The sequence below is a fragment of the Shewanella psychropiezotolerans genome (assembly GCF_007197555.1).
Taxonomy (GTDB): Bacteria; Pseudomonadota; Gammaproteobacteria; order Enterobacterales; family Shewanellaceae; genus Shewanella; species Shewanella psychropiezotolerans.
On the sequence record NZ_CP041614.1, the window covers coordinates 1,490,153 to 1,513,612 of the forward strand.

At 46.2% G+C, this 23,460-nt stretch carries 19 protein-coding genes and 2 pseudogenes; 16 read left to right on the forward strand and 5 right to left on the reverse strand.

The genetic code is table 11. The features are described 5' to 3' along the window. Positions 1-51: 51 nt before the first annotated feature. The 3 genes from FM037_RS06640 (at position 52) to dinB (ending at position 3,494) form a co-directional block, all read left to right on the forward strand. A complete protein-coding gene (locus tag FM037_RS06640; RefSeq protein WP_144045350.1) occupies positions 52-1,182 on the forward strand; it encodes an S-(hydroxymethyl)glutathione dehydrogenase/class III alcohol dehydrogenase in 1,131 nt (376 codons plus the stop codon). Positions 1,183-1,343: 161 nt separating this feature from the next. Then, the gene (gene fghA, locus FM037_RS06645; RefSeq protein ID WP_144045351.1) at positions 1,344-2,201 is read left to right on the forward strand and encodes an S-formylglutathione hydrolase; all 858 of its coding nucleotides are present in this window, start codon (positions 1,344-1,346) and stop codon (positions 2,199-2,201) included. 207 nt (positions 2,202-2,408) lie between these two features. Next, the gene (dinB, locus tag FM037_RS06650; protein WP_144045352.1) at positions 2,409-3,494 is read left to right on the forward strand and encodes a DNA polymerase IV; all 1,086 of its coding nucleotides are present in this window, start codon (positions 2,409-2,411) and stop codon (positions 3,492-3,494) included. Positions 3,495-3,637: 143 nt separating this feature from the next. Here the strand turns inward: dinB and FM037_RS06655 are convergent, their stop codons facing one another. Beyond that, a complete protein-coding gene (locus tag FM037_RS06655) occupies positions 3,638-5,098 on the reverse strand; it encodes an aminoacyl-histidine dipeptidase (RefSeq protein ID WP_144045353.1) in 1,461 nt (486 codons plus the stop codon). 300 nt (positions 5,099-5,398) lie between these two features. Between FM037_RS06655 and FM037_RS06660 the strand changes: the two genes are divergently transcribed. The 6 genes and pseudogenes from FM037_RS06660 (at position 5,399) to FM037_RS06680 (ending at position 12,844) form a co-directional block, all read left to right on the forward strand. Further along, complete coding sequence (locus FM037_RS06660; RefSeq protein WP_144045354.1) at positions 5,399-6,934, forward strand: M17 family metallopeptidase; 1,536 nt, start codon at positions 5,399-5,401, stop codon at positions 6,932-6,934. A gap of 24 nt (positions 6,935-6,958) precedes the next feature. Then, a pseudogene (locus tag FM037_RS06665) lies at positions 6,959-7,162 on the forward strand (leucyl aminopeptidase family protein); the annotation flags it as partial. Between the two features lie 1,832 nt (positions 7,163-8,994). Further along, positions 8,995-9,368, forward strand: a pseudogene (locus tag FM037_RS30340) (solute carrier family 23 protein). Between the two features lie 2 nt (positions 9,369-9,370). Continuing rightward, complete coding sequence (locus tag FM037_RS30345) at positions 9,371-10,198, forward strand: NCS2 family permease (RefSeq protein WP_407695633.1); 828 nt, start codon at positions 9,371-9,373, stop codon at positions 10,196-10,198. Positions 10,199-10,394: 196 nt separating this feature from the next. Beyond that, positions 10,395-11,513: a glutamate 5-kinase gene (gene proB, locus FM037_RS06675; RefSeq protein WP_144048859.1), complete on the forward strand. Its 1,119-nt coding sequence runs from the start codon at positions 10,395-10,397 to the stop codon at positions 11,511-11,513. 56 nt (positions 11,514-11,569) lie between these two features. Further along, complete coding sequence (locus FM037_RS06680) at positions 11,570-12,844, forward strand: glutamate-5-semialdehyde dehydrogenase (RefSeq protein WP_144045355.1); 1,275 nt, start codon at positions 11,570-11,572, stop codon at positions 12,842-12,844. A gap of 305 nt (positions 12,845-13,149) precedes the next feature. Here the strand turns inward: FM037_RS06680 and FM037_RS28470 are convergent, their stop codons facing one another. Next, positions 13,150-13,293, reverse strand: coding sequence for a hypothetical protein (locus FM037_RS28470; RefSeq protein ID WP_185976970.1), 144 nt, complete (start codon positions 13,291-13,293; stop codon positions 13,150-13,152). 132 nt (positions 13,294-13,425) lie between these two features. Between FM037_RS28470 and bla the strand changes: the two genes are divergently transcribed. Together bla and FM037_RS06690 are read left to right on the forward strand one after the other, a co-directional pair. Beyond that, complete coding sequence (bla, locus tag FM037_RS06685) at positions 13,426-14,262, forward strand: metallo-beta-lactamase (RefSeq protein ID WP_144045356.1); 837 nt, start codon at positions 13,426-13,428, stop codon at positions 14,260-14,262. A gap of 581 nt (positions 14,263-14,843) precedes the next feature. Next, on the forward strand, positions 14,844-15,260 hold the full coding sequence (locus tag FM037_RS06690; protein ID WP_144045357.1) for a GNAT family N-acetyltransferase: 417 nt from the start codon (positions 14,844-14,846) through the stop codon (positions 15,258-15,260). Between the two features lie 58 nt (positions 15,261-15,318). Here the strand turns inward: FM037_RS06690 and FM037_RS06695 are convergent, their stop codons facing one another. Next, a complete protein-coding gene (locus tag FM037_RS06695; protein ID WP_144045358.1) occupies positions 15,319-15,642 on the reverse strand; it encodes a hypothetical protein in 324 nt (107 codons plus the stop codon). 110 nt (positions 15,643-15,752) lie between these two features. Continuing rightward, positions 15,753-15,983: a thioredoxin domain-containing protein gene (locus FM037_RS06700; RefSeq protein ID WP_144045359.1), complete on the reverse strand. Its 231-nt coding sequence runs from the start codon at positions 15,981-15,983 to the stop codon at positions 15,753-15,755. Between the two features lie 263 nt (positions 15,984-16,246). Here FM037_RS06700 and FM037_RS06705 point away from each other — a divergent pair, with 263 nt between their 5' ends. Then, on the forward strand, positions 16,247-16,915 hold the full coding sequence (locus FM037_RS06705; protein ID WP_144045360.1) for a hypothetical protein: 669 nt from the start codon (positions 16,247-16,249) through the stop codon (positions 16,913-16,915). A 100-nt stretch (positions 16,916-17,015) separates the two neighbouring features. On the opposite strand, the gene FM037_RS06710 is transcribed toward FM037_RS06705, so the two are convergent. Continuing rightward, positions 17,016-17,933, reverse strand: coding sequence for a DMT family transporter (locus tag FM037_RS06710; RefSeq protein WP_144045361.1), 918 nt, complete (start codon positions 17,931-17,933; stop codon positions 17,016-17,018). 390 nt (positions 17,934-18,323) lie between these two features. Here FM037_RS06710 and dnaK point away from each other — a divergent pair, with 390 nt between their 5' ends. From dnaK to FM037_RS06730, 4 genes are all read left to right on the forward strand, one after another. After that, positions 18,324-20,246, forward strand: a complete 1,923-nt coding sequence (gene dnaK, locus FM037_RS06715) for a molecular chaperone DnaK (RefSeq protein ID WP_144045362.1) — start codon at positions 18,324-18,326, stop codon at positions 20,244-20,246. A 126-nt stretch (positions 20,247-20,372) separates the two neighbouring features. Next, positions 20,373-21,503, forward strand: coding sequence for a molecular chaperone DnaJ (gene dnaJ / locus FM037_RS06720; RefSeq protein ID WP_144045363.1), 1,131 nt, complete (start codon positions 20,373-20,375; stop codon positions 21,501-21,503). Positions 21,504-21,823: 320 nt separating this feature from the next. Further along, entirely contained in the window at positions 21,824-22,624 is an 801-nt protein-coding gene (locus FM037_RS06725) for a M48 family metallopeptidase (RefSeq protein WP_144045364.1), read from the forward strand. Between the two features lie 83 nt (positions 22,625-22,707). Next, entirely contained in the window at positions 22,708-23,325 is a 618-nt protein-coding gene (locus tag FM037_RS06730; protein WP_144045365.1) for an FKBP-type peptidyl-prolyl cis-trans isomerase, read from the forward strand. Positions 23,326-23,460: the final 135 nt, after the last annotated feature.

The following is a 23,460-nucleotide window of genomic DNA, read 5'->3' on the forward strand; positions in this document are numbered from 1 at the left end:
CTTTCTCTGGTATCGGTCCCATGATTTAACCCATTATATTTTGGAGCTAAAATGACAGCACAAACAATCAAATCTAAAGCCGCCGTAGCTTGGGCCGTTGGCCAACCTCTGTCTATGGAAATTGTCGATGTTATGCCACCACAAAAAGGTGAAGTGCGCATTAAGATGGTCGCTACCGGCGTATGCCATACCGATGCTTTCACACTCTCGGGTGATGATCCTGAGGGGATTTTTCCGTGTATTTTAGGTCACGAAGGTGGCGGCATCGTCGAGTCTATCGGTGAAGGCGTGACGAGTGTAAAGGTCGGCGACCATGTTATTCCACTTTATACCCCTGAGTGTGGTGAGTGTAAGTTCTGTAAATCAGGTAAGACAAACCTGTGTCAGAAAATCCGTGAGACTCAAGGTAAAGGCTTGATGCCAGACGGTACCACTCGTTTCTCCAAAGACGGTAAAGACATCTTCCATTACATGGGCACTTCTACTTTCTCTGAGTACACAGTTCTGCCTGAGATATCTCTGGCTAAGGTCAACCCAGAGGCGCCATTAGAAGAAGTGTGTTTGTTAGGTTGCGGTGTAACAACCGGTATGGGCGCGGTGATGAATACGGCTAAGGTCGAAGAGGGCGCAACTGTTGCTATCTTCGGTATGGGCGGTATCGGTCTGTCTGCTGTTATTGGTGCGACTATGGCAAAAGCTGGCCGCATCATAGTTATCGACATCAACGAGAGTAAGTTTGCCCTGGCTCGTAAGCTTGGTGCTACCGATTTTATCAACCCTAAAGATTATGATAAGCCAATACAGGATGTCATCGTTGAGCTTACAGATGGCGGCGTCGACTACTCCTTCGAGTGTATCGGTAACGTCAACGTGATGCGCTCGGCGCTTGAGTGCTGTCATAAGGGATGGGGCGAGTCTGTGGTTATCGGTGTCGCTGGTGCAGGCCAGGAGATCTCAACCCGTCCATTCCAGCTCGTCACTGGCCGTGTGTGGAAAGGTTCAGCGTTCGGTGGCGTTAAAGGTCGCTCTGAGTTACCTGACTATGTTGAACGTTACATGGCGGGTGAGTTTAAGTTAAGTGACTTTATCACTCATACCATGGGTCTTGAGCAGGTCAATGATGCATTCGATCTTATGCATGAAGGCAAGAGCATTCGTACCGTGATCCATTTCGATAAGTAGTCGCTTTGGCAAATAGTCACTTTGACAAATAGTCATTTGGATAAATGCTCTCGAAGCGGATAACCCCGCTTCAACCTTAGATTAATCAATCGTCCTACTGCTATAATATTCCTGTAAACACGTTGGGAATAGGGATATTACAGTGGTAATAAGGATAAATAATGACAGTAGAAAATCTCAGTAGTAATAAGAGCTTTGGTGGCTGGAACAAGCAATATAGTCACCAATCCACGAGCTTAAATTGTGCCATGCGTTTCGCCATCTACCTGCCACCACAAGCATCGAATGGCCAGAAAGTACCAGTACTTTATTGGTTATCTGGTTTGACCTGTAGCGATGAAAACTTCATGCACAAAGCGGGTGCCCAGCGTTTGGCTGCTGAGCTCGGTATGGCTATCGTTGCGCCGGATACCAGTCCCCGTGGCAGAGACGTTGCCGACGATGAGGGCTACGACTTAGGTCAAGGTGCCGGTTTCTATGTCAATGCGACGCAAGCGCCGTGGAACAAGCACTATCAGATGTATGATTACATAGTCCATGAGTTACCCGCCCTGATTGAGTCCATGTTTCCGGTGACCGATAAGCGTTCTATTGCCGGGCACTCAATGGGCGGACATGGCGCCTTAGTCATAGCCCTGAGAAACAGTGCTGCTTACCAGTCTGTGTCGGCTTATAGTCCTATCAGCAATCCGATAAATTGCCCCTGGGGCAAGAAAGCCTTTACCGCTTACTTAGGCCGGGACACATCCGTTTGGTCTGACTATGATGCCAGTACCTTAATGCGTAACGCCTCAGAGGGAAATGGTTTGTCATTTGTTCCAGCTCTGGTTAGTCAAGGCGAAGCGGATGACTTCTTAGTCGAGCAGCTTAAACCTGAGATGTTGCAAGCTGCGGCTAAGGCGAGTGGTTATCCTCTAGTGCTTGAAAGCCATGAAGGTTACGACCATAGCTACTTTTTCATTGCCAGTTTCATGGAACAACACTTGAAATTTCATGCAGAATATCTTAAATCTAATTAGTCTTTGATGTAAATTTCACACCTCTTAATGCCATTAACGCTTATGTTGATGGCATTTTTGTTTATTCCTTGTTCATTTCTGCAACTAATCCTCTGTTTTGGTCCGATATTCGTTGGGTACTGTTTTTATATACAGTATAGTGGCGTGAGAGCTTCTTATTTAGAGAGTGTTTAGAAGAGTGTGTTGAAAACTGCTTTGAAAACTAATTTGAAGAAAATAATTCATATCGACATGGACTGCTATTTTGCCGCGGTCGAGATGCGTGACTTTCCTGAGTTGAGGGGCAAGCCCATAGCTGTGGGAGGGCGCAGTGATCGCCGCGGAGTGATCAGCACCTGTAACTATGAGGCGCGGGTCTTCGGTGTCCGTTCGGCCATGGCTTCAGGCTATGCATTAAAACTTTGCCCCGATCTGGTATTGGTGCCTGGGCGCATGTCGGTCTACAAAGAGGTCTCGATGCAGATCCGTGAAGTTTTTGCTCGCTATACCGACTTGATTGAGCCTCTTTCTTTGGATGAAGCTTATCTGGATGTCACCGACTGCACTTTATGCCAGGGCTCGGCTACCTTGATAGCTGAAGCCATCAGGCTGGAGATCTTCGAGGTCACAGGCCTTACGGCTTCAGCCGGTATTGCGCCGGTTAAATTTCTTGCCAAGGTCGCCTCAGATCTGAATAAACCTAACGGACAATATGTGATTACCCCGGATATGATCTCTCCTTTTGTGAAAAGCTTACCCCTGACTAAGATCCCTGGTGTGGGCAAGGTGACGGGCAAGAAGCTTGAGGATATTGGCCTTAAAACCTGCGGCGATCTACAGGACTATCCCCAATCGGCCCTGATTGAGCGTTTTGGGAAATTTGGCGCTGTCTTGATTGAGCGGGCTCAAGGCTTAGATGAGCGCGGTATCTCGCCACACAGAGAGCGTAAATCTGTGGGAGTCGAGACGACATTGGCAAAAGATATCTACACTCTGGAGCAATGTCATGGTGTGATGCCTCAGCTTATTCAGGAGCTGGCGGCTCGGGTGACGCGTAGCGCTAAAGATCGCAGCATCAACAAACAAGTGGTTAAGCTTAAATTTAGTGATTTTAAACAGACCACCATAGAGCACAGAGCCGATGAGATGTCGGTGAAGTTATTTTATGATCTGCTCTTACAAGCGCTGGAACGCCAGCAGGGGAGAGGCATTCGTTTATTAGGAGTATCTGTCGGATTAGCGAGTCAGTCGGCGATTAACACCAGAGCGGCAGAGAGTGGAGTGAAAGAGTCGCAGATGGACTTAGGATTTTAAGAAGGTTTTTAAAAGAAGTCGCTAGGTCTTAGGTTCGAGTTCCTAGGATTTAAGACGTAACTAGATGCTAAATTTGAGTGCCTAGGTTTATGGAATGAAGTTCGAGTGCCTAGATACTAAAACCTAGGCACTCGAAATCTTGTTTAACCTTTCTCTGGAATACGTTCCAGAACTGCTAATAGCAGCTTGTAGTACTGGCCTACCGTTTCTATGAGTACTTTCTCATCAGGACTATGTGGGTAGCGGATAGTTGGACCAATCGATACCATGTCCATCTCAGGGTAAGGTTTCTTGAACAGTCCACACTCAAGACCCGCATGGATCACCATGATCACCGGCTTCTTGTTGTAGATGTCGTCATAGGTTTCACGCACCAGGGCCATCACAGGTGAGCTGTTGTCTGGCTTCCATCCCGGGTAAGCACCGCTGAACTCTATCTCGACGCCGGCTAAGTTTGTCAGTGAGGTTAATACGCTCTCGACTTCCTCACGACCTGAATCTATCAGTGAGCGAATTAAGCATAGAATCTCAACGCTCTGTGTTTCTGTGCTGATGACGCCGACATTTAATGAAGTCTCAGTAACACCTTCAACCTCATCACTCATGCGAATGACGCCATTTGGACAAGTATTGAGTAGGTCAACCAGCATATTTTGAGTATCTTCGCTCATCACTTGCTTGGCCGCTGGCACTTCGGCTAGCTCGAGTAACATATCGGGATCGGCAATGGCTAGCTCTGCCCTTATTAGTGCCTGAAACTCTTGGATCTGAGCCTCAAGTTTAGTGATATTTTCAGCGGGTAGCATAAAGCTGACGCTGGCTTCACGTGGGATGGCGTTACGCAGAGAACCACCGGTGAAGTCAGTTAATTCCAGCGCCAAGTCATCGGCATGGTTAAACAGGAAACGGGCCAGCAGCTTGTTGGCATTACCACGTCCAAGATGTATGTTCACACCCGAATGGCCGCCTTTTAAACCCGAGAGGGTCAAGGTGTATGTCAAATTGCTCGACTCTGGGGCTTGCCACACCATAGGCACACTGATCTGGGCGTCTACACCACCGGCGCAGCCCATGTAGATCTCGCCTTCTTGCTCAGAATCTGTGTTGATCAGGATCTCGGCATCGAGATAACCGGCTTCCAGGCCAAAAGCGCCTGTCATGCCTGCCTCTTCATCGATAGTTAACAGGACTTCCAATGGGCCGTGAGGGATATCATCTGCGCCCAAAACGGCTAACGCAGACGCCATGCCAATGCCATTGTCAGAACCCAGAGTCGTGCCCTGAGCCTTAACCCAGTCACCATCCACGTAAGGAATGATAGGGTCTTTCTCAAAATCATGAACCTTATCTGAGTTCTTCTGTGGCACCATATCGATATGGGCTTGCAGGACCACTGTTTTACGGTTTTCCATGCCTGGCGTGGCCGGCTTCTTGATGATGAGGTTACCGACTTTATCTTCAACAACTTCAAGTTGCTTGTCTCTAGCCCAAGCTTGAATGTGCTCGCTGAGCGCTTGCTCATGCTTAGAAGGGTGCGGGATCGCACAGATCTGATCGAACCACTGCCAGAGTGCTTGAGGTTGTAGTTGGCTTATTGCTGTCACGGATAATTCCCCTTTAGAATACGACTTGGAGGCTAAATTTAACCGCATTCTATCACAGCTAAACACCAAGAATATCAGGCAAGAATTTTGCCTATGTAAAGGCTGTCATACAAAGTTTCCAGCAATATTTTATAAGCACTTGGCATCGGCTTAACTTAGGTTATTATTACTAACCAATAAACACACGCTAGTTGCTAATAGCTATAAGAATGTGTGTTCTGTAATGACTCATTTAAAACAAGGTTTTATCTGCGATTTATAGAATCAAATGACACGATCTCACAAGCAGAAGGATGGTTCATGGCTCAGGTTAATTTTGTTGATGTACTCGATGATGATGCAATCTTCGAAGGCAGTGGTTGGGATGCTTTGGTTATCATAGCCACAGATATCAGTAAATCTGGTTTTGACGAGGTGACATTGCTGGCGGAGCACGGCGCTAAGGTCGATAAGCGCGTAGGACAATCTCCGACGCTATTGTTTGCCCCAGGACTCGCTGGTGGCCGCTTGATCATCTCACCGGTGAAGAACAGTAAGGATGATTTTGAAGATGTGCGTATTTTTGCCGATGCGGCGAGAGCGGGCATCAAGCTAGCCAGAGATGCCGGTGCTATTCGTCCTTTAATGGTTGTTGCTGGTGACGGTCATGAGCGCTACCAATTTTCTACCCAAGTCGCTGCTTTATCCTGTGGTCAGGAATTGTGGCAAACCCTTGAGAGACGTGAAGTCAGTGGCGACACGCCAGCATTTGAGGCCATAGGCCTGTTCAATTCGACCCAAGCTAGCCAGAGCCTGAATGCCATAGAGGCTGGCAGAAACTTAGCCAGAGATCTATGTGGCACAGAGCCGGAGCGCATGTCTGCAGCAGCCTTTGCAGATTATTGTGTTGCTGCCTATCAAGATTCCGGTTTGAAGGTTTGTGTGGTGGAAGACAGAGATGTTTTGGAGCGGGATTACCCTCTGCTTAGCGCCGTAGGACGCTCGTCATTTGCGGTTTCCAGGCATCAGCCCCGTGTGGTTAAACTTGAGTATGTTGGCGAAGGTGAGATAGAACATACCTACTTCTATGCGGGTAAAGGCGTTATCTATGATACCGGCGGCGCGGATATCAAGGTTGCCGGTGGCATGGCTGGCATGAGCCGAGATAAAGGTGGCGCGGCGGCAGTCGCTGGCCTGATGAAGACACTTTCTATGCTTAAGCCAAAGGGGATCCGTGTGGTTGCCGAGCTTGGCTTGGTGCGTAATAGCATAGGCAGCGAAGCCTTCGTTACCGATGAGATCATCACAAGCCATGCCGGCGTTCGAGTCAGAATTGGCAATACTGATGCGGAAGGTCGCCTCGTACTGGCGGACTTGCTTTCTCATTTGCGGATCAAAGCAGAAAAATCTGTTAAGCCTGAGCTCTTTTCGGTGGCGACATTAACCGGCCATGTGGTGCGCTGTTTCGGCGGATATACTGCCACCGTAGAAAATGCTGTGGCGAAGCAGGCGGGCGTGGCTGCCAGTATGGCTAACTTAGGGCTGGCTTGGGGCGAGCCTATCGAGCAGTCTGTGCTGCGCCGTGAAGATTTTGCCAAGATAGTCGATCCATCGGGTGCGGCGGATATACTCTCATCCAATAATGGACCGTCATCGGTAACGGCTCGTGGTCATCAGTATCCAGCAGCCTTTTTATTGGAAGCATCGGGTCTGAGTGCCCATGGTCTTAGCTCTAATAAGGCAATGGCCTTCACCCATGTAGATATCGCGGGCAGTGCTACTGAAGGCCATCCACTTTATGGCAGCCCAACGGCCACACCACTTGTCGGTCTTTTTCAGTACATGACCAGTAAATGATTCAGGAATAATGGGTATCTATTATCGGTAACGGCTCGTGGTCATCAGTATCCAGCAGCCTTTTTATTGGAAGCATCGGGTCTGAGTGCCCATGGTCTTAGCTCTAATAAGGCAATGGCCTTCACCCATGTAGATATCGCGGGCAGTGCTACTGAAGGCCATCCACTTTATGGCAGCCCAACGGCCACACCACTTGTCGGTCTTTTTCAGTACATGACCAGTAAATGATTCAGGAATAATGGGTATCTATTATCGGTAACGGCTCGTGGTCATCAGTATCCAGCAGCGTTTCTGTTAGAAGCATCGGGTCTGAGTGCCCATGGTCTTAGCTCTAATAAGCCAATGGCATTCATTCTTATTAGCTATTCCTACAGCCGAGTGGTTTAATTCTTGTCATCAGTTTTCATTCTGTTACAACAGATAGACTTAAAACTTCTTTTTTTGTTGTAAAGTTACGCGTTTTATTGTCGATTCAGCCTGATTATTAAGCTTTATTAATCTAGATCAAATAAAGCTTGTAATAAAACTACATTTATCTATAATGGCTTTATTGATTAGGCAATCAGCCTCTTTCAATAAAGTCTATCCAGGAAGGATAATTCTCCAAGGAATCGAGCGACAAGTTGACTCTACCGTGTTTTCTTTTCTTTAAAGGCTTAACCCGCTGATAACAGGTAAGAATGGTTAGAGTAATTTAATTACAACTTTGTTAGGAGTGTTGACTATGTCTTATACTGGAATGCAGTACGTTTATTGGCAAAATACTTGGTTTTGTACCGAGGCTTTGCGTGGCGGCTTGTACCCGATGAACTTCAAGGATTAACCCTCCTTGTAGTTTCAGTTTCAAGGGCTGACTACCCTGTTATCTACTCACTATTTTTAATATTGAGTGATAGCCATCTAGTTACCATCCATCAACCTTAATCCCTTTTGGGATCTTTAGACTCAAGAGGTTTGTTGTTAAGTTATTCAATTTATGTTGAATAACAGAATGATAAGCCAGTGTAACTGTTAGCGCGGAAACTCTTTCCTTTCGGAACGCTTGAAATTAGTCGTTGCCTGCTCATTGAGCAGGCTTTTTTTTTCGATGAATTTTAGTGAGCTTCTTTCGCACTTATTCAACCAGTTTACTTAGCTCTATACCTGCCTTTTTACGATCAATCTCTAATAAGTGTGGGTTTGTACTTTAATTACTAAAAGTGACTGTTTTTTGCTTTATTTACGTTAAATTGAAATAAATCTTGTAATTAAATTACAGTTTGAATATAATCTCTCTCGTTGGTTAGGCAATGATGCCTTCCACCTCTAAGTCTATCCAGGATGGATAATTCTCCAAGGAATCGAGCGACGAGTTGTCTCTGAGGTATCGCGTTTAGATTAACGCCATACCAAGTTTGACTAGAGTATGTATTACAACTTTGTTTAGGAGTATTAATTATGTCTTATACCGGAATGCAACACACTTATTGGCACAGCGCTTGGTTTTGTACTGATGCTTTACGTGGTGGCTTATACCCGATGACTTTCAAGGACTAACCTTCCTTAGAAGCTAATTTGTAGAGTACAAAGGGCTGACTGTCCCTTCTATCATCTAAGTTAACCCCTTGTGATAGCAAACTAGTTACCATCTATCGACCCTTATCCCTTTTGGGATGTTATGACTCAAGTTGTATATTGATGATCGTTTTTGAGCGAGTCTATATGCCAGTGTAACTGTTAGCGCGGAAACTCTTTCCATTTGGAACACTTGAATTAGTCTTTGCCTGCTCATTGAGCAGGCTTTTTTTTGCCTTTTATTCTGCAGCTTGAACTTGTTTATTGTGCAAGGTGGCGACTCAAATCCAGCCAACTTCAGCTTGAAGACTGGTTACCTTTCAGTGTTTGCCTTATCAGTGTTTGTCATTTAGCTGGATTTCACTGACTATAGGCTTATTAGGACCACATGTTCCAACACTCATATTCAGGGATTGAGCGTCATGTTAGAAAGACTATTTAAACTTAAAGAGAACCATACATCGTTAAAACAGGAAGCGGTGGCTGGGTTAACCACATTTCTGACCATGGCGTACATCATCTTCGTCAATCCTATGATGCTTGCCGATGCCGGCATGGATCATGGCGCAGTGTTCGTGGCGACATGTCTGGCCGCGGCTATTGGTTGTTTAATCATGGGATCGTGGCTAATTATCCAATCGCCTTGGCTCCTGGTATGGGTCTCAATGCCTTCTTCACTTATACCGTGGTTGGCGAGATGGGTTACACCTGGGAGACGGCGCTTGGGGCGGTATTTTTATCGGGCCTCTGTTTTCTGGTCCTCTCTTTAGTCAAGATCAGGGAGTGGATTGTCAACAGTATTCCTATGTCCTTGAGACTTGGCATCGCCGCGGGTATAGGCTTATTCCTCGCTCTCATTGGTTTGAAAAGCGCGGGATAGTGGTGGCGAGTCCTGCAACTCTAGTGACCATGGGAGATATCACAGCCTTTCCTGCCGTGATGGCGGCTGTGGGATTTTTCTTGATCATCGCCATGGTACAGCGGGGGATGAAATCGGCTGTGGTGGTGAGTATTCTGTCTATTACTCTACTCGGATTACTGTTTGGTGACGTGCAATATACAGGGGTGGTTTCTATGCCTCCCTCTATCATGCCGACTTTTATGAAGATGGATCTTGCCAGTGTGCTTGAGATCAGCATGTTATCGGTGGTATTCGCCTTCTTGTTTGTCGACTTGTTTGATACCTCTGGCACCTTAGTCGCCGTGGCCCAGCGAGGCGGATTCTTGGATGATAAGGGACGTCTGCCCAGGCTTAAACGCGCATTAACTGCCGATAGTACGGCCACCATAGCCGGGGCCATGTTAGGAACTTCGACAACGACCAGCTATATCGAGTCTACTGCTGGTGTCAGCGCTGGTGGCCGTACGGGCTTAACCGCTGTGGTGGTTGGTGTTCTTTTCTTACTCTCGCTATTTATCTCACCACTGGCTGGCATGGTGCCTGCCTATGCAACGGCTGGAGCTTTGTTTTATGTGGCTATTCTGATGATGTCAGGCCTAGTACATGTGGAGTGGGAAGACTTGACCGAAGCAGCCCCCGTTGTAGTGGTTTGTATATTGATGCCACTGACATTTTCAATTGCGACGGGCATTGCTATGGGGTTCATTTCTTACGCCGTGATAAAATTGATGAGTGGTCGTTATAAAGATCTCAATGTCGGCGTGGTGGTGTTGGCTTTACTCTTTATCGCGAAATTTATCCATGGCTAACAATTAGTGAGATAAAGTGAATATTGCATACTATCAACGGATAGCGGCAGAAAATTAAAGGTCATACAGTGTATGGCCTTTTTTTATGGCTTTTATTCACTATTAACTGGTTTTAACGCTTCTTTTACCCCGCTGACTACCATTTGTCCTCAGGATTGGGTATAACGCTAAGTTCGGCTCTTTTTTTATAATGATAATGAATTTAAGTGAGATTGGTTACCGCCGCGTAGTGGTAAAATTGGGAACGAGTGTACTGACATCCGGCAGCAAGCAGCTAGATAAGGCACACATGGTCGAGTTAGCAAGGCAGATGGCGACGCTGATGAAAGCGGGCGTCGAAGTCGTCTTGTGTACTTCGGGGGCGATCGCGGCAGGGAGAGAGCACTTAGGTTACCCCGAACTCCCCGATACGGTAGCCAATAAACAACTGTTAGCGGCCGTTGGCCAGAGTCAGCTTATTCTAGCCTGGTCACAACTTTTCAGTATCTATGGCTTACACGTGGGTCAGATGCTGCTCACTCGCGCCGACCTTCACGATCGGGAGCGCTACCTCAACGCCAGAGATTCACTCAATGCACTGCTCGCTCATGGCATTATCCCCATCATCAATGAGAATGATGCGGTGGCGACCAATGAGATTAAGGTGGGGGATAATGACAATCTCTCGGCTAGAGCGGCGCTGCTTTGTGATGCAGACTTGCTTATCTTGTTAACGGATCAGCAGGGTTTATTTGATGCTGATCCCCGCTCAAATCCCGATGCCAAGCTTATCAAGCAAGTGGTCAATATCGATGACAGCCTGCGCATGTTAGCCGGCGGTGCCGTGTCTGGTCTGGGAACCGGTGGTATGGCGACAAAACTGCAGGCGGCGGATATCGCCCGTCGGGCTGGCGTAGAGGTGGTTATCGCCTCGGGTCATCATCCTCAGGTGATACAAAAATCTGTCTGTAAGGCGCCCGTAGGCACTCATTTCACCGCGTTGGAAAATCCGCTGGAGAGCCGTAAACAGTGGATTTTAGCGGGTCAGGCTACTAAAGGTAAACTGGTGCTCGACCAAGGTGCAGTATTGGCGGTGACGCAGAAGGGACGAAGCCTACTCTCTAAAGGCATAATTGAAGTGCAGGGCGAGTTTGAACGCGGGGCAACTCTGCAGCTTATTGACCGTGACGGTAAAGAATATGCCAGAGGCATGAGCCGTTATAGCGCCAAAGATCTTATCAAGATAGCGGGGAAACATTCAGACAATATTGAGTCTCTGCTCGGCTATGACTATGGCGATGCCATCGTGCATCGCAACGATATGGTCGTTCTTTAAAATGAAAGTGAATGGATCTTAGTGACGGATCCTTCGTAAATCTAGGATGAAGAGACGTGATAGAGAATAACCAAGTAAATATACAGACACTCGGTCAACAAGCCAAACAGGCAAGCTATGCACTTGCGGGGCTGAATGGACTTCAAAAAAAGGCTTTGCTCGAAGCGATTGCGGCTAAGTTGAATGAAAAAAGTGATGTTATTGTCGCTGCTAATGCGAAAGATGTGGCAGCTGCGAAAGATAATGGCCTCAATGATGCTATGGTCGATCGTTTACTACTGGATGAGTCACGTCTTAATGCTGTGATTACAGATATCGATAACGTGATCAATTTGAGCGATCCCGTCGGCACTGAGCTCGAGAGCCAGCTACTGGATAATGGTCTGCGCCTGTCCCGTCGTCGGGTCCCGCTTGGGGTCATCGGCGTTATCTACGAAGCGCGTCCCAATGTCACCGTCGATATTGCTGTGTTAGCGCTTAAGACTGGCAATGCGGTGATACTGCGTGGCGGCAAGGAAACCTTGCAGTCGAATCTGGCCTTGAGCGAAGCTATACGCGAAGCTGTGGTCGAGCAAGGATTACCCGCCGATGCGGTGCAGCTGATTAAAAGTCCGGATCGTAGTCTGGTATCGGCTCTGCTTAAGCTGGATAAATATGTCGACATGATAGTGCCTCGCGGTGGTCCAAATCTGCAGCGTTTATGCGCCGAGCAGGCGACGATACCTGTGATTTTGGGCGGCGTTGGCATCTGCCATCTCTACGCCGATAAAGATGCCGATATTGACAAGTCTATTCAAGTCATCACCAATGCTAAGGTGCAGCGACCTACCGTGTGTAATGCGCTGGATACGGTATTAATCCATCGAGATATTGCCGCAAAGATGTTACCTCAACTGTATCAGATACTTGCAGCCTTAGGTGTGAGCTTTTATGGCTGCGATAAGGCAATCGCTATTGCAGAAAAGCAAGGGGTGGCAATCGAGACTGCCACCGAAGAAACTTATGCACAAGAGTGGTTATCACTGGCCTTAGGCATCAAGGTTGTCGATGATATGGATGGGGCGATAAGTCATATCAGAATCTACTCCAGCGGACACTCGGAAGGGATATTAACCGATAATATTCACGCCTCGGCAGAGTTTATCAATCAGGTGGACTCGGCAGCCGTTTACGTCAATGCCAGTACCCGCTTTACCGATGGCGGCCAGTTTGGCCTAGGCGCCGAGGTGGCGGTGAGCACCCAGAAACTCCATGCTCGTGGTCCCATGGGGCTGGAAGCCTTGACCACCTACAAGTGGATCGGCGTAGGGGAATATACATCTCGGAGTTGATGGCTTGGAATGAAGCTGACGGCATTTTTGGGGAGCATTAATTACTTTATTATTGGTTGATGTGATTGAAGGTCGTTCCTTCATGGTTATCTATCGCTTGCAGCGGGCTTTATGCGGATACTTCTGCGAGTCGCTGTAAAGCCATCCGTGGCCGCTCTGCGGTTTCCAACAACTTCCATGTTTAACGGCCAGTTCGATATCCCTATCTCTCGCTCAGAGAGTTTCACAATGCGATACTTCGCCCTGAAACCTAAGCTCGCAGTCACATCTATACTGGATGATTTATTCTCTTCGATTTAGGTTTTCTAATTGTCGATAGTTTCTCTACGGCTCGTCATTCCCGCAATGCTTCTGGGCGGGAATCCAGCCTCTTTGGCGTATGATAATTTTTTGAAGGCCTGACCTTCATCGCTATTTATAGTCTGCGAGTCGCTGGCTCTTGATTTCATAAGAAGCATCCCTGGCCGCTATGCGGTTTCTTATGGCTTATCAATCAAAACAGCAGATTGCCATTATCGCGCTATAATTTCGCCACAATTGATCTATATATTGAGGGACATATTTACCGATAAGGTTTTGTTATGTCTAAATATCTAGGTTTTCTCGTTTCAATGTACCATTTCGCACTTTCCTCTATGCGTACATTCATTATTCCTACCGCTATTCTCGTACTTTTGATGAGTATAAGTTCAAGTCAGGCTGCTCTGCACAACACATCTAATCAGGCTGATTGGTCTTCCGAGGTGATTGAGATAGAGATGGTGTTACCGACGCTTTACGTGGTGAGGTCTCATCAAGAGGTGCAGCTTTTTGCCGATAAACCTGCAGTCATGATGGATGCAAACTCCTTTATCTATGTCGACGAAAAGGATGCTTATCTTATCGACACTCCTTGGAACGTATCGGATATGCCAGATTTAATGAGTTGGTTGCATGTTAAAGGGTTAACGCTAAAAGGGGCACTCGTCACTCATTATCACTCAGATAGCGCGGCAGGCTTGGGCTATCTGGATAAGAATGGTTTCGTTACGTATGCCTCGGATATGACCAATACTTTACTGGAGCAAGATCACAAGCCAAGGTCGAACCATATATTTTTAGGTGATGAATTCGAGTTGCTTAAAGGCAAGATAAAGGCGTATTTCCCTGGTTCCGGTCATAGCATGGATAATTTGGTTGTCTGGCTGCCAGATGAAAAAATACTTATAGGTGGCTGTTTTTTTAAGTCCACTAATACCAATAGCTTAGGTTGGACTGGAGATGCCGATTTAGCAAACTGGTACTACTCTGCGAGTAAGGTTAAAGCCAGGTACCCGCAAGTGAAGCTAGTATTTCCTGGGCATGGAGATGGGGCCCAAGGCTCATCGATAATTGACCATACTTTGGCTCTCACCAAAGGTTTAGCCAGCTTGGAATGAAGCTGAGGCATTTGGGGGCTCATTTGATGTAGGGTAAAGGTTTGAAAGCTGAAACTTCATATCTACTTTTGATACTCTAATGTTTGTCCAAACTTCGTTTGAAATTAAAGTCGTGGAACTCCATTCCACACCAGGGCAAGGAGGACTGTTCGTCCTTATCCTCCTTGCATCCAACATGACGCCCCGGCGAAGTTGTTTTCCTACGTGTTTTTTGAAAATAGCTAACGCTTCCGATGGGGCATCTGATGTCAATGGATTTACAAATGCCGTGATGGCATGGATGCCAAAGAACGGCCAAGCCCCCGAAAGCTAGTCTCACATTCATGTGAGCCTTACACTATTTTCAGCAAACCACTTCGGCAACTTCCAACGGGGCCACTGTAATCCTCAGGCGTGTTTGATTATGGTAATGAATGAATCCGCTCGCCTCATTTATACTACGCCCTAAGTTGTATCTACACTGGAACATTTATAAGAAGGAACTTTCTTGGAGTCAGAGTCTATACGCTGGGATTCTTTACATTGTTCTAATAAGTAAATAGGGTTCTCTTTGTAGTTTATCTTGGCTTGGAGGCCATGTAGTGAAAATTGAAGTGATTAATGAAGAAGATAGTGCTGTTTTTGATGAGCTCGTTGCAGGTGTTCGAGAGCATAAATATGAAAATATGGGGCCGGAAGAGACTCTGCCTCTGTCTGTGGTTGCTCGTGATGAGGATAACGAACTCATTGGTGGTGTCTCGGGACAGACTATTTATAGAAATTTCTTAATTGACGTAGTCTGGGTAGATAAAAAGACCAGAGGGACAGGGCTTGGGCGCAGATTAATGGAGCTAGCAGAAGTTGAGGCAAAGAAACGAGGCTGCCTTACTGCCCAGCTAGATACATTGTCTTATCAAGCCCCCGTCTTCTACCAAAAGATGGGTTTTGAAATTGTAGGAACGGTGCCTGAGTTTCCAGGCAGTCCAGCTCGATATTTTATGCTTAAAAATTATAAGTAATTGGGGAAAGGTTGTTAATCCTCCCCCACGTTTTCAGGAGCTGGAATAAGAAAAGCGGTTATGTATGTTTGTCCGCTGCAAGCTTTTTGATTAGCTCGCCGATCGATGCCATAGATTCCTGTACTGGTCTGGCGGGCGAGATCTTCGTTTTTTTGAATATTCCCGGGCAGGCGATACGCCACATGTTGACTACGTTCGATACATCTTCCACATTAGAGGCCTCGATGAGAGTCATGCCCCAGAGATCTGGCGTACTGTCGAATCTGAGTACCTCGACATTTTGAGGTGGAAATAGCTCGGCGGCGGCAAGTTTTTCAGCTGCTTGTAGCCGAGAAATCGCATCAATTTCTTCATTCAATTCCCAGTATATAAGAAATAACATTTTAGACCCTCCATAGGGACTGTAACAATCAACATAGGATCCATAATTATAGTTGCTGATGGCGATATTTGATTAAATCTAAAACTAGATTTTACTGATAACGCGAGATATCAGTTTTCATTCGCGAGTAGTGTTTTCAGCTCGGTGGGGCTAGGTTGGTACCTGAAGACTAACTTATCCTCAATGAATATGCTGGGTGAGTGTCTTATATGATTGGCATTCATCTGCTTAGGGTTATCCTCGATATAATCTATCCGGTATTGAATACCTACATTATTGAGTTCACGTTCTAGATTATGAATACAAAAATCCGTATGTGTCACTAACAGTTGTACGTGCATGAAGCGCTCCCATAAACCAAGCGTAATATTTGATTCGATACCTATCTGTATAAGTATAGTGGCTGAACATTAGTTGGTGCCGCCGAATCCTTCATTGATAAATTCACTAACCATTAGTGATATTGACTAGGTATAGGGGGATAAGGAGACTCTTTCATACTTGTTGTTGTGTAAGTCATTAAAATACTTGTGGATTAAATGTTGGCTTGGGTCTTGCTTTGTCTATGTATACCTCAAGGGATTTCAATATCAGGATGGCGAACATGAATAAGCTAATAAAAAAACTGCTAACAGCAACTTTGAGTAGTGTCATGGTGGTTACTGCCGCGTTTTCTTCTCTGGCAGTGACCTCTGCATTGGCTGATAGCGCCAAATCACTGAGTCGGACGTATGCCTATGATGGTCAAAAAGTATTGCTGGATATGGATATAGGTTCGGTTAAGTTTATTGCCACCGATGAGCAAAATATTCGTGTCGAAGTCTTGGTCACTCCTAGTGAGAGTAATTGGTTTTCTCTTTGGAGTAGCCTGGATATCGACGATGTTGAACTGGATGTCATTGAGGCGTCTAAAGAGATTGAGCTTAAGCTAACCGATCAAGATGATGTTAAACAAGAGTGGGTGGTTTACCTTCCGCGTCAAGCAGCGGTAAACCTGAATGTCGGTGTTGGTCAAGTTGAAGTGTTAAACATGGAAAGCAGCATAGATATAGATTTAGGTGTTGGACATGCAGAAATCAGGCATGAAATGCTATATCGCTCAGTGTCATTAGAATCGGGTGTTGGGGAGGTCTCGGTAGACCTACACGGACAGCAAGTAGAGGTTAGCAGACACTTTGTAAGACAGACTTATCACAGTGAAGACCAAACAGGTTTTGGTCAATTAAATGTAAATGTGGGAGTGGGTCAGATAGATGTACACCACAAATTCTAGTCAACAGTGTTTAGTTTTGATTAACAAAGAGCGAAATAGCGTTAATTAACAACACAAAGCCCACATTTCAGTGGGCTTCATTCTATCCGGAACTTAAGTTTTAGACTGATTCTCTGCTGTCTTTTCCTTTGAGCTTATTCAAATGAGGCAGCAGTTGTTGCAATGCCAGTGCCGTTAAAATTAAGGCCAGACCTATATAGGTAGACCTGGCTATCTGCTCTTGCAAAATCCAGGCGATAAAACCGATAGACATCACTGGGGACATGAAGACTAAGGTGCTGATGCTCGCCGTTCTTTCCGCTTTTTTAAGTGCTACTAACCAGAGTACGAAGGTGACTCCCATCTCGAACAGGCCGACATAGATACCCGCAGCGAACGCTTGTGGGTTCCAACTGGGCAGTTCCTGAGTCCATAATAGTGTGACCAAAATGAACGGAAAACCCACAAGGAAGCTGAGTAGTAGACTCACGACCGGATCTCCTTTGTCCTTGGTATTGACTATCCAATACAGAGACCAAAGTATTGTGCTGGTCAGTGCTAGGATGACACCAGTGCCACTCTCGAAGGAAAAGTTAGTGAGATTGCCTTGGGTAGCGATAACGAAGACCCCAAAATAGGCGACGATGGCCGCGGTCATGTCACTCTTTCTTAGTTTTTGGGAAAGAAGCGGCACCGACAATAGCGGCAGCAAGATGGCCCAGGTGTAGTTAAGTGACAGCGCCTGTTGAGCCGGTAGCAGGTCATAAGCTTTGAAAAGCACCAGGTAATAAAGGAAGGGATTGAGTAAACCTGTCTGTAGATAAAATAGTGGCTTGGCCTTAAATTGCGCTTTTATCAGGTGTAGCTTTCCTTGGAGCAGCAAAATCATGCTCAAGGCGAAGATAGAGGTGATGGTAGCGACAAACACTAACTGAAGTGGGCTAAAATGGGCGAGTGCCAACTTAAAAGCGGTGGCGACCGTTGACCAAAGGCAGATGGCAGCAATGCCATACAGATAGGCCTGATTTGATTGTTTCAATGATTTTACTCTTAACTACAGCAGAGACAACGACACGATTTCCTGGCTGCTTATTTAAGCCAAAGAGAGCGCACTCCTAGATTGCATTCATTATACGGTATTTTTTGTGTTGAGTTTGAGTCGAAGATCAAAAAAATGCCCCTGTGTGCAATTTTTATCTATTTACACTTGTAATTAATGTAAACGGCCCAATATAGAGGTTAAGGCAAGATTATGGGGCCGGTTAGCGCCAAAGTGAAACTTGATATAGCAAGCCATTCGCTGAGACCAAATTCTTAAGAACTATTTCTTACTAACTTAATTTCAGGCTTGAAATCGTCTTTACTAACCCCATATCTCCATCAGATAACAAATTTAGCATTACTTAAGAAAAGATTTCAGGAGCACCCCATGGGTAGAATTATTGGTATCGATTTAGGCACAACAAACTCTTGCGTAGCAGTATTAGACGGCGACACACCACGTGTACTCGAGAATGCCGAAGGCGATCGTACTACACCTTCTATTATCGCCTACACTGGCGATGAGATTTTGGTTGGTCAACCTGCAAAGCGCCAAGCAGTGACAAACCCGACTAATACTTTTTACGCCATTAAGCGTCTTATCGGTCGTCGTTTTAAAGATGACGAAGTTCAGCGTGATGTTGACATCATGCCGTTCAATATCATCGCTGCAGATAATGGTGATGCATGGGTTGAAGCTCATGGTAAGAAGATGGCTCCTCCTCAGGTTTCTGCCGAAACCTTGAAGAAAATGAAGAAGACTGCCGAAGATTTCTTAGGTGAAGAAGTAACAGAAGCGGTTATTACCGTACCTGCATACTTCAACGATTCACAGCGTCAAGCAACTAAAGATGCTGGTCGTATCGCTGGTCTTGAAGTTAAGCGTATCATCAACGAGCCAACTGCTGCTGCACTGGCTTATGGTATCGATAAGAAGCAAGGCGATAACATAGTAGCCGTATACGACTTAGGTGGCGGTACTTTCGATATCTCTATCATCGAAATTGATAGTGTCGATGGTGAGCAAACCTTCGAAGTACTAGCGACTAACGGTGACACTCATTTAGGTGGTGAAGATTTCGATAACCGTTTGATTAAGTATCTTGCCGATGAGTTCAAGAAAGACCAAGGTCTGGATCTACGTAACGATCCACTGGCTATGCAGCGTCTTAAAGAAGCGGCAGAGAAAGCCAAAATTGAACTTTCAAGTGCATCACAGACTGAAGTTAACCTGCCTTACATCACAGCCGATGCATCAGGTCCTAAGCACTTAGTGGTTAAGATCACTCGTGCTAAGCTTGAGTCTCTGGTTGAAGACCTGATCACTCGTACATTAGAGCCATTAAAAATTGCTTTAGCCGATGCAGACCTTTCAGTGTCAGATATCAACGAAGTGATTCTGGTTGGTGGTCAGACTCGTATGCCTAAGGTTCGCGCCGAGGTTTCTGAGTTTTTCGGTAAAGAACTTCGTCAAGACGTTAACCCGGACGAAGCGGTTGCCATAGGCGCAGCAGTTCAGGCTGGTGTACTTTCTGGTGAAGTGAAAGATGTATTGCTACTCGACGTTACACCTCTGTCTCTGGGTATTGAGACCATGGGTAGCGTGATGACTAAGCTTATCGAGAAGAACACCACTATCCCGACTAAGGCTAGCCAAACCTTCTCTACTGCAGACGATAACCAGAGTGCAGTGACTATTCACGTACTCCAGGGTGAGCGTAAGCAATCGAGTGGTAACAAGTCTCTGGGTCAATTTAACCTGGAAGGTATCGAGGCTGCTCCTCGTGGTGCTCCACAGATTGAAGTGGCATTCGACATCGATGCCGATGGTATCTTGCATGTATCAGCTACCGATAAGAAGACAGGTAAAGAGCAGAAAATCACCATTAAAGCTTCTTCTGGTCTGAGTGATGAAGAAGTAGAAGCTATGGTACGTGATGCCGAAGCCCATGCCGATGAAGATGCTAAGTTCGAAGAGTTGGTCACGGCTCGTAACCAGGCTGATGGCATGGTTCACGCAACCAAGAAGCAGATTGAAGAAGCTGGTGAAGCATTGCCAAGTGACGAGAAAGAGAAAATTGAAACTGCTATGACTGCTGTTGAAACAGCGGTTCAAGGTAAGGACAAAGAGGCTATCGATAAGTCAACTCAAGAGCTGATGGAAGCATCTTCTAAGTTGATGGAAATTGCCCAGGCTAAGGCCCAAGCTGAGCAGGGACAGCAAGCACCTGAAGGCGAAGCACAAGCGGCTAAGCCAGACGAAGATGTTGTTGATGCAGAGTTTGAAGAAGTGAAAGAAGACAAGAAGTAATAAAGGCTAACTCCTGAGTTATTTGAATACGGGCGTTAGGGGAAACTCTAATGCCCGTAGTTGTGTTTTTAGCTACAAAATTAGCGACTAGAACAGCTACCACATCAGCAAAGAAAGCGTGAGAATATGTCAAAGCGAGATTATTACGAAGTATTAAGTGTCGGTCGTGAATCCAGTGAACGTGAAATTAAAAAGGCTTATAAGCGTTTAGCCATGAAGTTTCACCCGGATCGCAACCCAGGCGATAAGACTGCAGAAGCCAATTTCAAAGAGATAAAGGAAGCTTACGAAATCCTTACCGATAGCGATAAGAAGGCGGCCTATGATCAATTTGGTCATGCTGGCGTCGATCCTAATCGTGGCGGTGGTGGTTTCGGTGGCAATGCCGATTTTGGTGATGTTTTCGGTGATGTGTTTGGTGATATCTTCGGTGGTGGCCGTCGTGGTGGCCAACGTCAGGCTGCTCGTGGTAGTGATCTGCGTTACAACCTTGAGCTGTCTTTGGAAGAAGCTGTTAAAGGTCTGACTAAAGAGCTACGCATACCAAAGTTGACTACCTGTGATAGCTGTGATGGCAGTGGTGCTAAGAAGGGCACCTCACCAACAACCTGTGGTACCTGTCATGGTCAAGGCCAAGTGCAGATGCGTCAAGGTTTCTTCGCGGTGCAGCAAGCCTGTCCTACCTGTCATGGACGCGGCAAGATCATTAAAGATCCTTGTAACAAGTGTCATGGTGAAGGCCGTGTCGAGAAGAGCAAGACTTTATCAGTTAAGATACCAGCCGGTGTCGATAATGGCGATCGTATTCGTTTGTCTGGCGAAGGTGAAGCGGGTGAGTATGGTGCTCCTCCAGGAGACCTTTACGTGCAGGTGAGCGTACGCGAGCACTCAATCTTCGTTCGTGACGGTAATAACCTCTATTGCGAAGTACCGATTTCATTCGGTAAAGCCGCACTTGGTGGTGGGATTGAAGTGCCTACACTCGATGGTAAGGTGAACCTTAAGATACCTGCAGAGACGCAAACCGGTCGTATGTTCCGCATGCGTGGTAAGGGTGTTAAGTCTGTGCGCAGCCATGCCGTGGGTGACTTGTTGTGTAAGGTTGTCATGGAAACTCCGGTCAAACTTAACGAACGTCAGAAAGAGCTGTTACGCGAATTCGATGAGACACTCTCGGATGCTTCCAAGAAGCACAGTCCGAAAGCCGAAGGTTTCTTCGATGGCGTGAAGAAGTTCTTCCAGGATTTGAATACCTAACTTCATTTCAAACAGCAGAAATTAAGTTTATAGAGCCTCGCTTCGCGAGGTTTTTTTGTACATGGCCCTTCTTTAACAAGAGTTATCCTCGGGCGCAGGGCTCCTGAAATGCTCCCTCGGTAACAGCTCCATACGTTACTCTCGATAATTGCTCCTGCATTATTCTACCTTTAGCCATCCGTGGGCTCGTATCTCCTCCTAACTCCCTCATTCAAATAAATCCGAGGGTAACAATAAAGTGTTTCGTTCATGATAATAATGTTGCTGAAATTTGATAAACTCTAGCTCCTAGGACTTGTATTACAAAGGACCATCTCCTGATGAAATCTATACCTGCATTACTCCTCTCTGCCTTGATCTTATCTGGCTGTGCCACTCATCAATCACCTACTGGACGTGGGCAGACCTTGCTGTTTTCATCTCAGGAAATTAACCAGATGGGAGATGCTTCATTCGAGCAGATTAAAAAACAAGAGAAGATGAGTAAAGATAGCAAGTTGGTGACTTATGTAGACTGCGTCGCTAATCGAGTGACCCAGGTCTTACCCGATAAGTCGCTTAAATGGGATGTAGTGGTGTTCGAGTCCGAGCAAGTTAACGCGTTTGCTCTGCCTGGTGGTCATATCGGTGTCTATACCGGTTTGTTAAAAGTTGCCGAAAATGAAGACCAATTGGCCACCGTTATCGGACATGAGGTGGCTCATGTATTGGCTCATCACAGTAATGAACAGGTGTCTCGTGTACAAATGACCGGGCTGGGTATGCAATTGGCTGATGCGGCGCTAGGGGCTGGAGGGGTCAGTAATAAAGACCTGTATATGGCGGCGCTTGGTTTAGGTACTCAGGTTGGCTTTATATTGCCCTATGGTCGTGAGCAGGAGAATGAGGCCGATATCATGGGAGTGGAGTTGATGGCTCGAGCGGGGTTTGATCCGAGTCAAAGTATGCTGCTTTGGCAGAACATGGCCAAAGTCGGAGGGGAGCAAGGTCCCGAGTTACTGTCTACCCATCCATCTCACGGCCATAGAATTGATGATCTAAGCCAAATGCAGGCGCAAGTTATGCCTCTTTATCTTGCGAGCAAAAATAAAGTAAAGAATCGCTGTCAGATTGCGAAATAAACTTGAGCTTATAAAGAACACTTTTTTTAAATATGGTAAACTAGCGCGCGAAAATTAATTGAATAACTGGGAGTAGAATCATTATGTCTGACAAGTTCACTAGTATTGAAGCGCAAGCAAGTTATGGCGTAGGTCGTCAACTTGGCGAGCAATTGGCTGCTAACTCATTCGAAGGTATCGATATCTCAGCTGTTCAGCTAGGCCTTGCCGATGCGTTTGAAGGTAAAGAGAGCCAAGTTGCTATGGAAGACCTTCAAATTGCGTTTACTGAGATCAGTCAGCGTATTCAGAAAGTTCAGGAAGCAGCTGCTGAAGCGGCATCTGCTGAAGGCGAAACTTTCCTAGGTGAGAACGCTAAGCGTGATGGAATCGTGACGCTTGAGTCTGGTCTTCAGTATGAGATCCTCAATGAAGGCGAGGGTGACAAGCCAAGTCTTGACGCTACGGTCCGTACTCACTATCACGGTACTTTCATCAATGGTGATGTATTCGATAGCTCAGTCGCTCGTGATCAACCTGCCGAGTTCCCTGTGTCAGGTGTGATTGCCGGTTGGACCGAGGCGCTACAACTTATGCCAGTGGGTGCTAAGTGGAGGCTTTATGTTCCTCATCACTTGGCATACGGTGAACGTGGTGCCGGTGCTTCTATCCCGCCATACTCCGCATTGGTATTTGAAGTCGAATTGCTCGACATTCTTTAATTCAATATCATTAAATGCCTAAGCTAACGCTTAGGCATTTTTTTAGAATCAGAATTAACAGTTCCTCTTTTATGACTATAAAGAGTTGAACTGCCCGTTATATAATTTAGCTAGATAGCATTAAGGAAGTAATAC

Coding starts and splice junctions, on each gene's coding strand:
- FM037_RS06640 (WP_144045350.1), top strand. CDS start 52: ATGACAGCACAAACAATCAAATCTAAAGCCGCCGTAGCTTGGGCCGTT.
- fghA (WP_144045351.1), top strand. CDS start 1,344: ATGACAGTAGAAAATCTCAGTAGTAATAAGAGCTTTGGTGGCTGGAAC.
- FM037_RS06660 (WP_144045354.1), top strand. CDS start 5,399: ATGGCTCAGGTTAATTTTGTTGATGTACTCGATGATGATGCAATCTTC.
- proB (WP_144048859.1), top strand. CDS start 10,395: ATGAATTTAAGTGAGATTGGTTACCGCCGCGTAGTGGTAAAATTGGGA.
- FM037_RS28470 (WP_185976970.1), bottom strand. CDS start 13,293: ATGAAATCAAGAGCCAGCGACTCGCAGACTATAAATAGCGATGAAGGT.
- bla (WP_144045356.1), top strand. CDS start 13,426: ATGTCTAAATATCTAGGTTTTCTCGTTTCAATGTACCATTTCGCACTT.
- FM037_RS06695 (WP_144045358.1), bottom strand. CDS start 15,642: ATGTTATTTCTTATATACTGGGAATTGAATGAAGAAATTGATGCGATT.
- FM037_RS06700 (WP_144045359.1), bottom strand. CDS start 15,983: ATGCACGTACAACTGTTAGTGACACATACGGATTTTTGTATTCATAAT.
- FM037_RS06705 (WP_144045360.1), top strand. CDS start 16,247: ATGAATAAGCTAATAAAAAAACTGCTAACAGCAACTTTGAGTAGTGTC.
- dnaK (WP_144045362.1), top strand. CDS start 18,324: ATGGGTAGAATTATTGGTATCGATTTAGGCACAACAAACTCTTGCGTA.
- dnaJ (WP_144045363.1), top strand. CDS start 20,373: ATGTCAAAGCGAGATTATTACGAAGTATTAAGTGTCGGTCGTGAATCC.
- FM037_RS06725 (WP_144045364.1), top strand. CDS start 21,824: ATGAAATCTATACCTGCATTACTCCTCTCTGCCTTGATCTTATCTGGC.
- FM037_RS06730 (WP_144045365.1), top strand. CDS start 22,708: ATGTCTGACAAGTTCACTAGTATTGAAGCGCAAGCAAGTTATGGCGTA.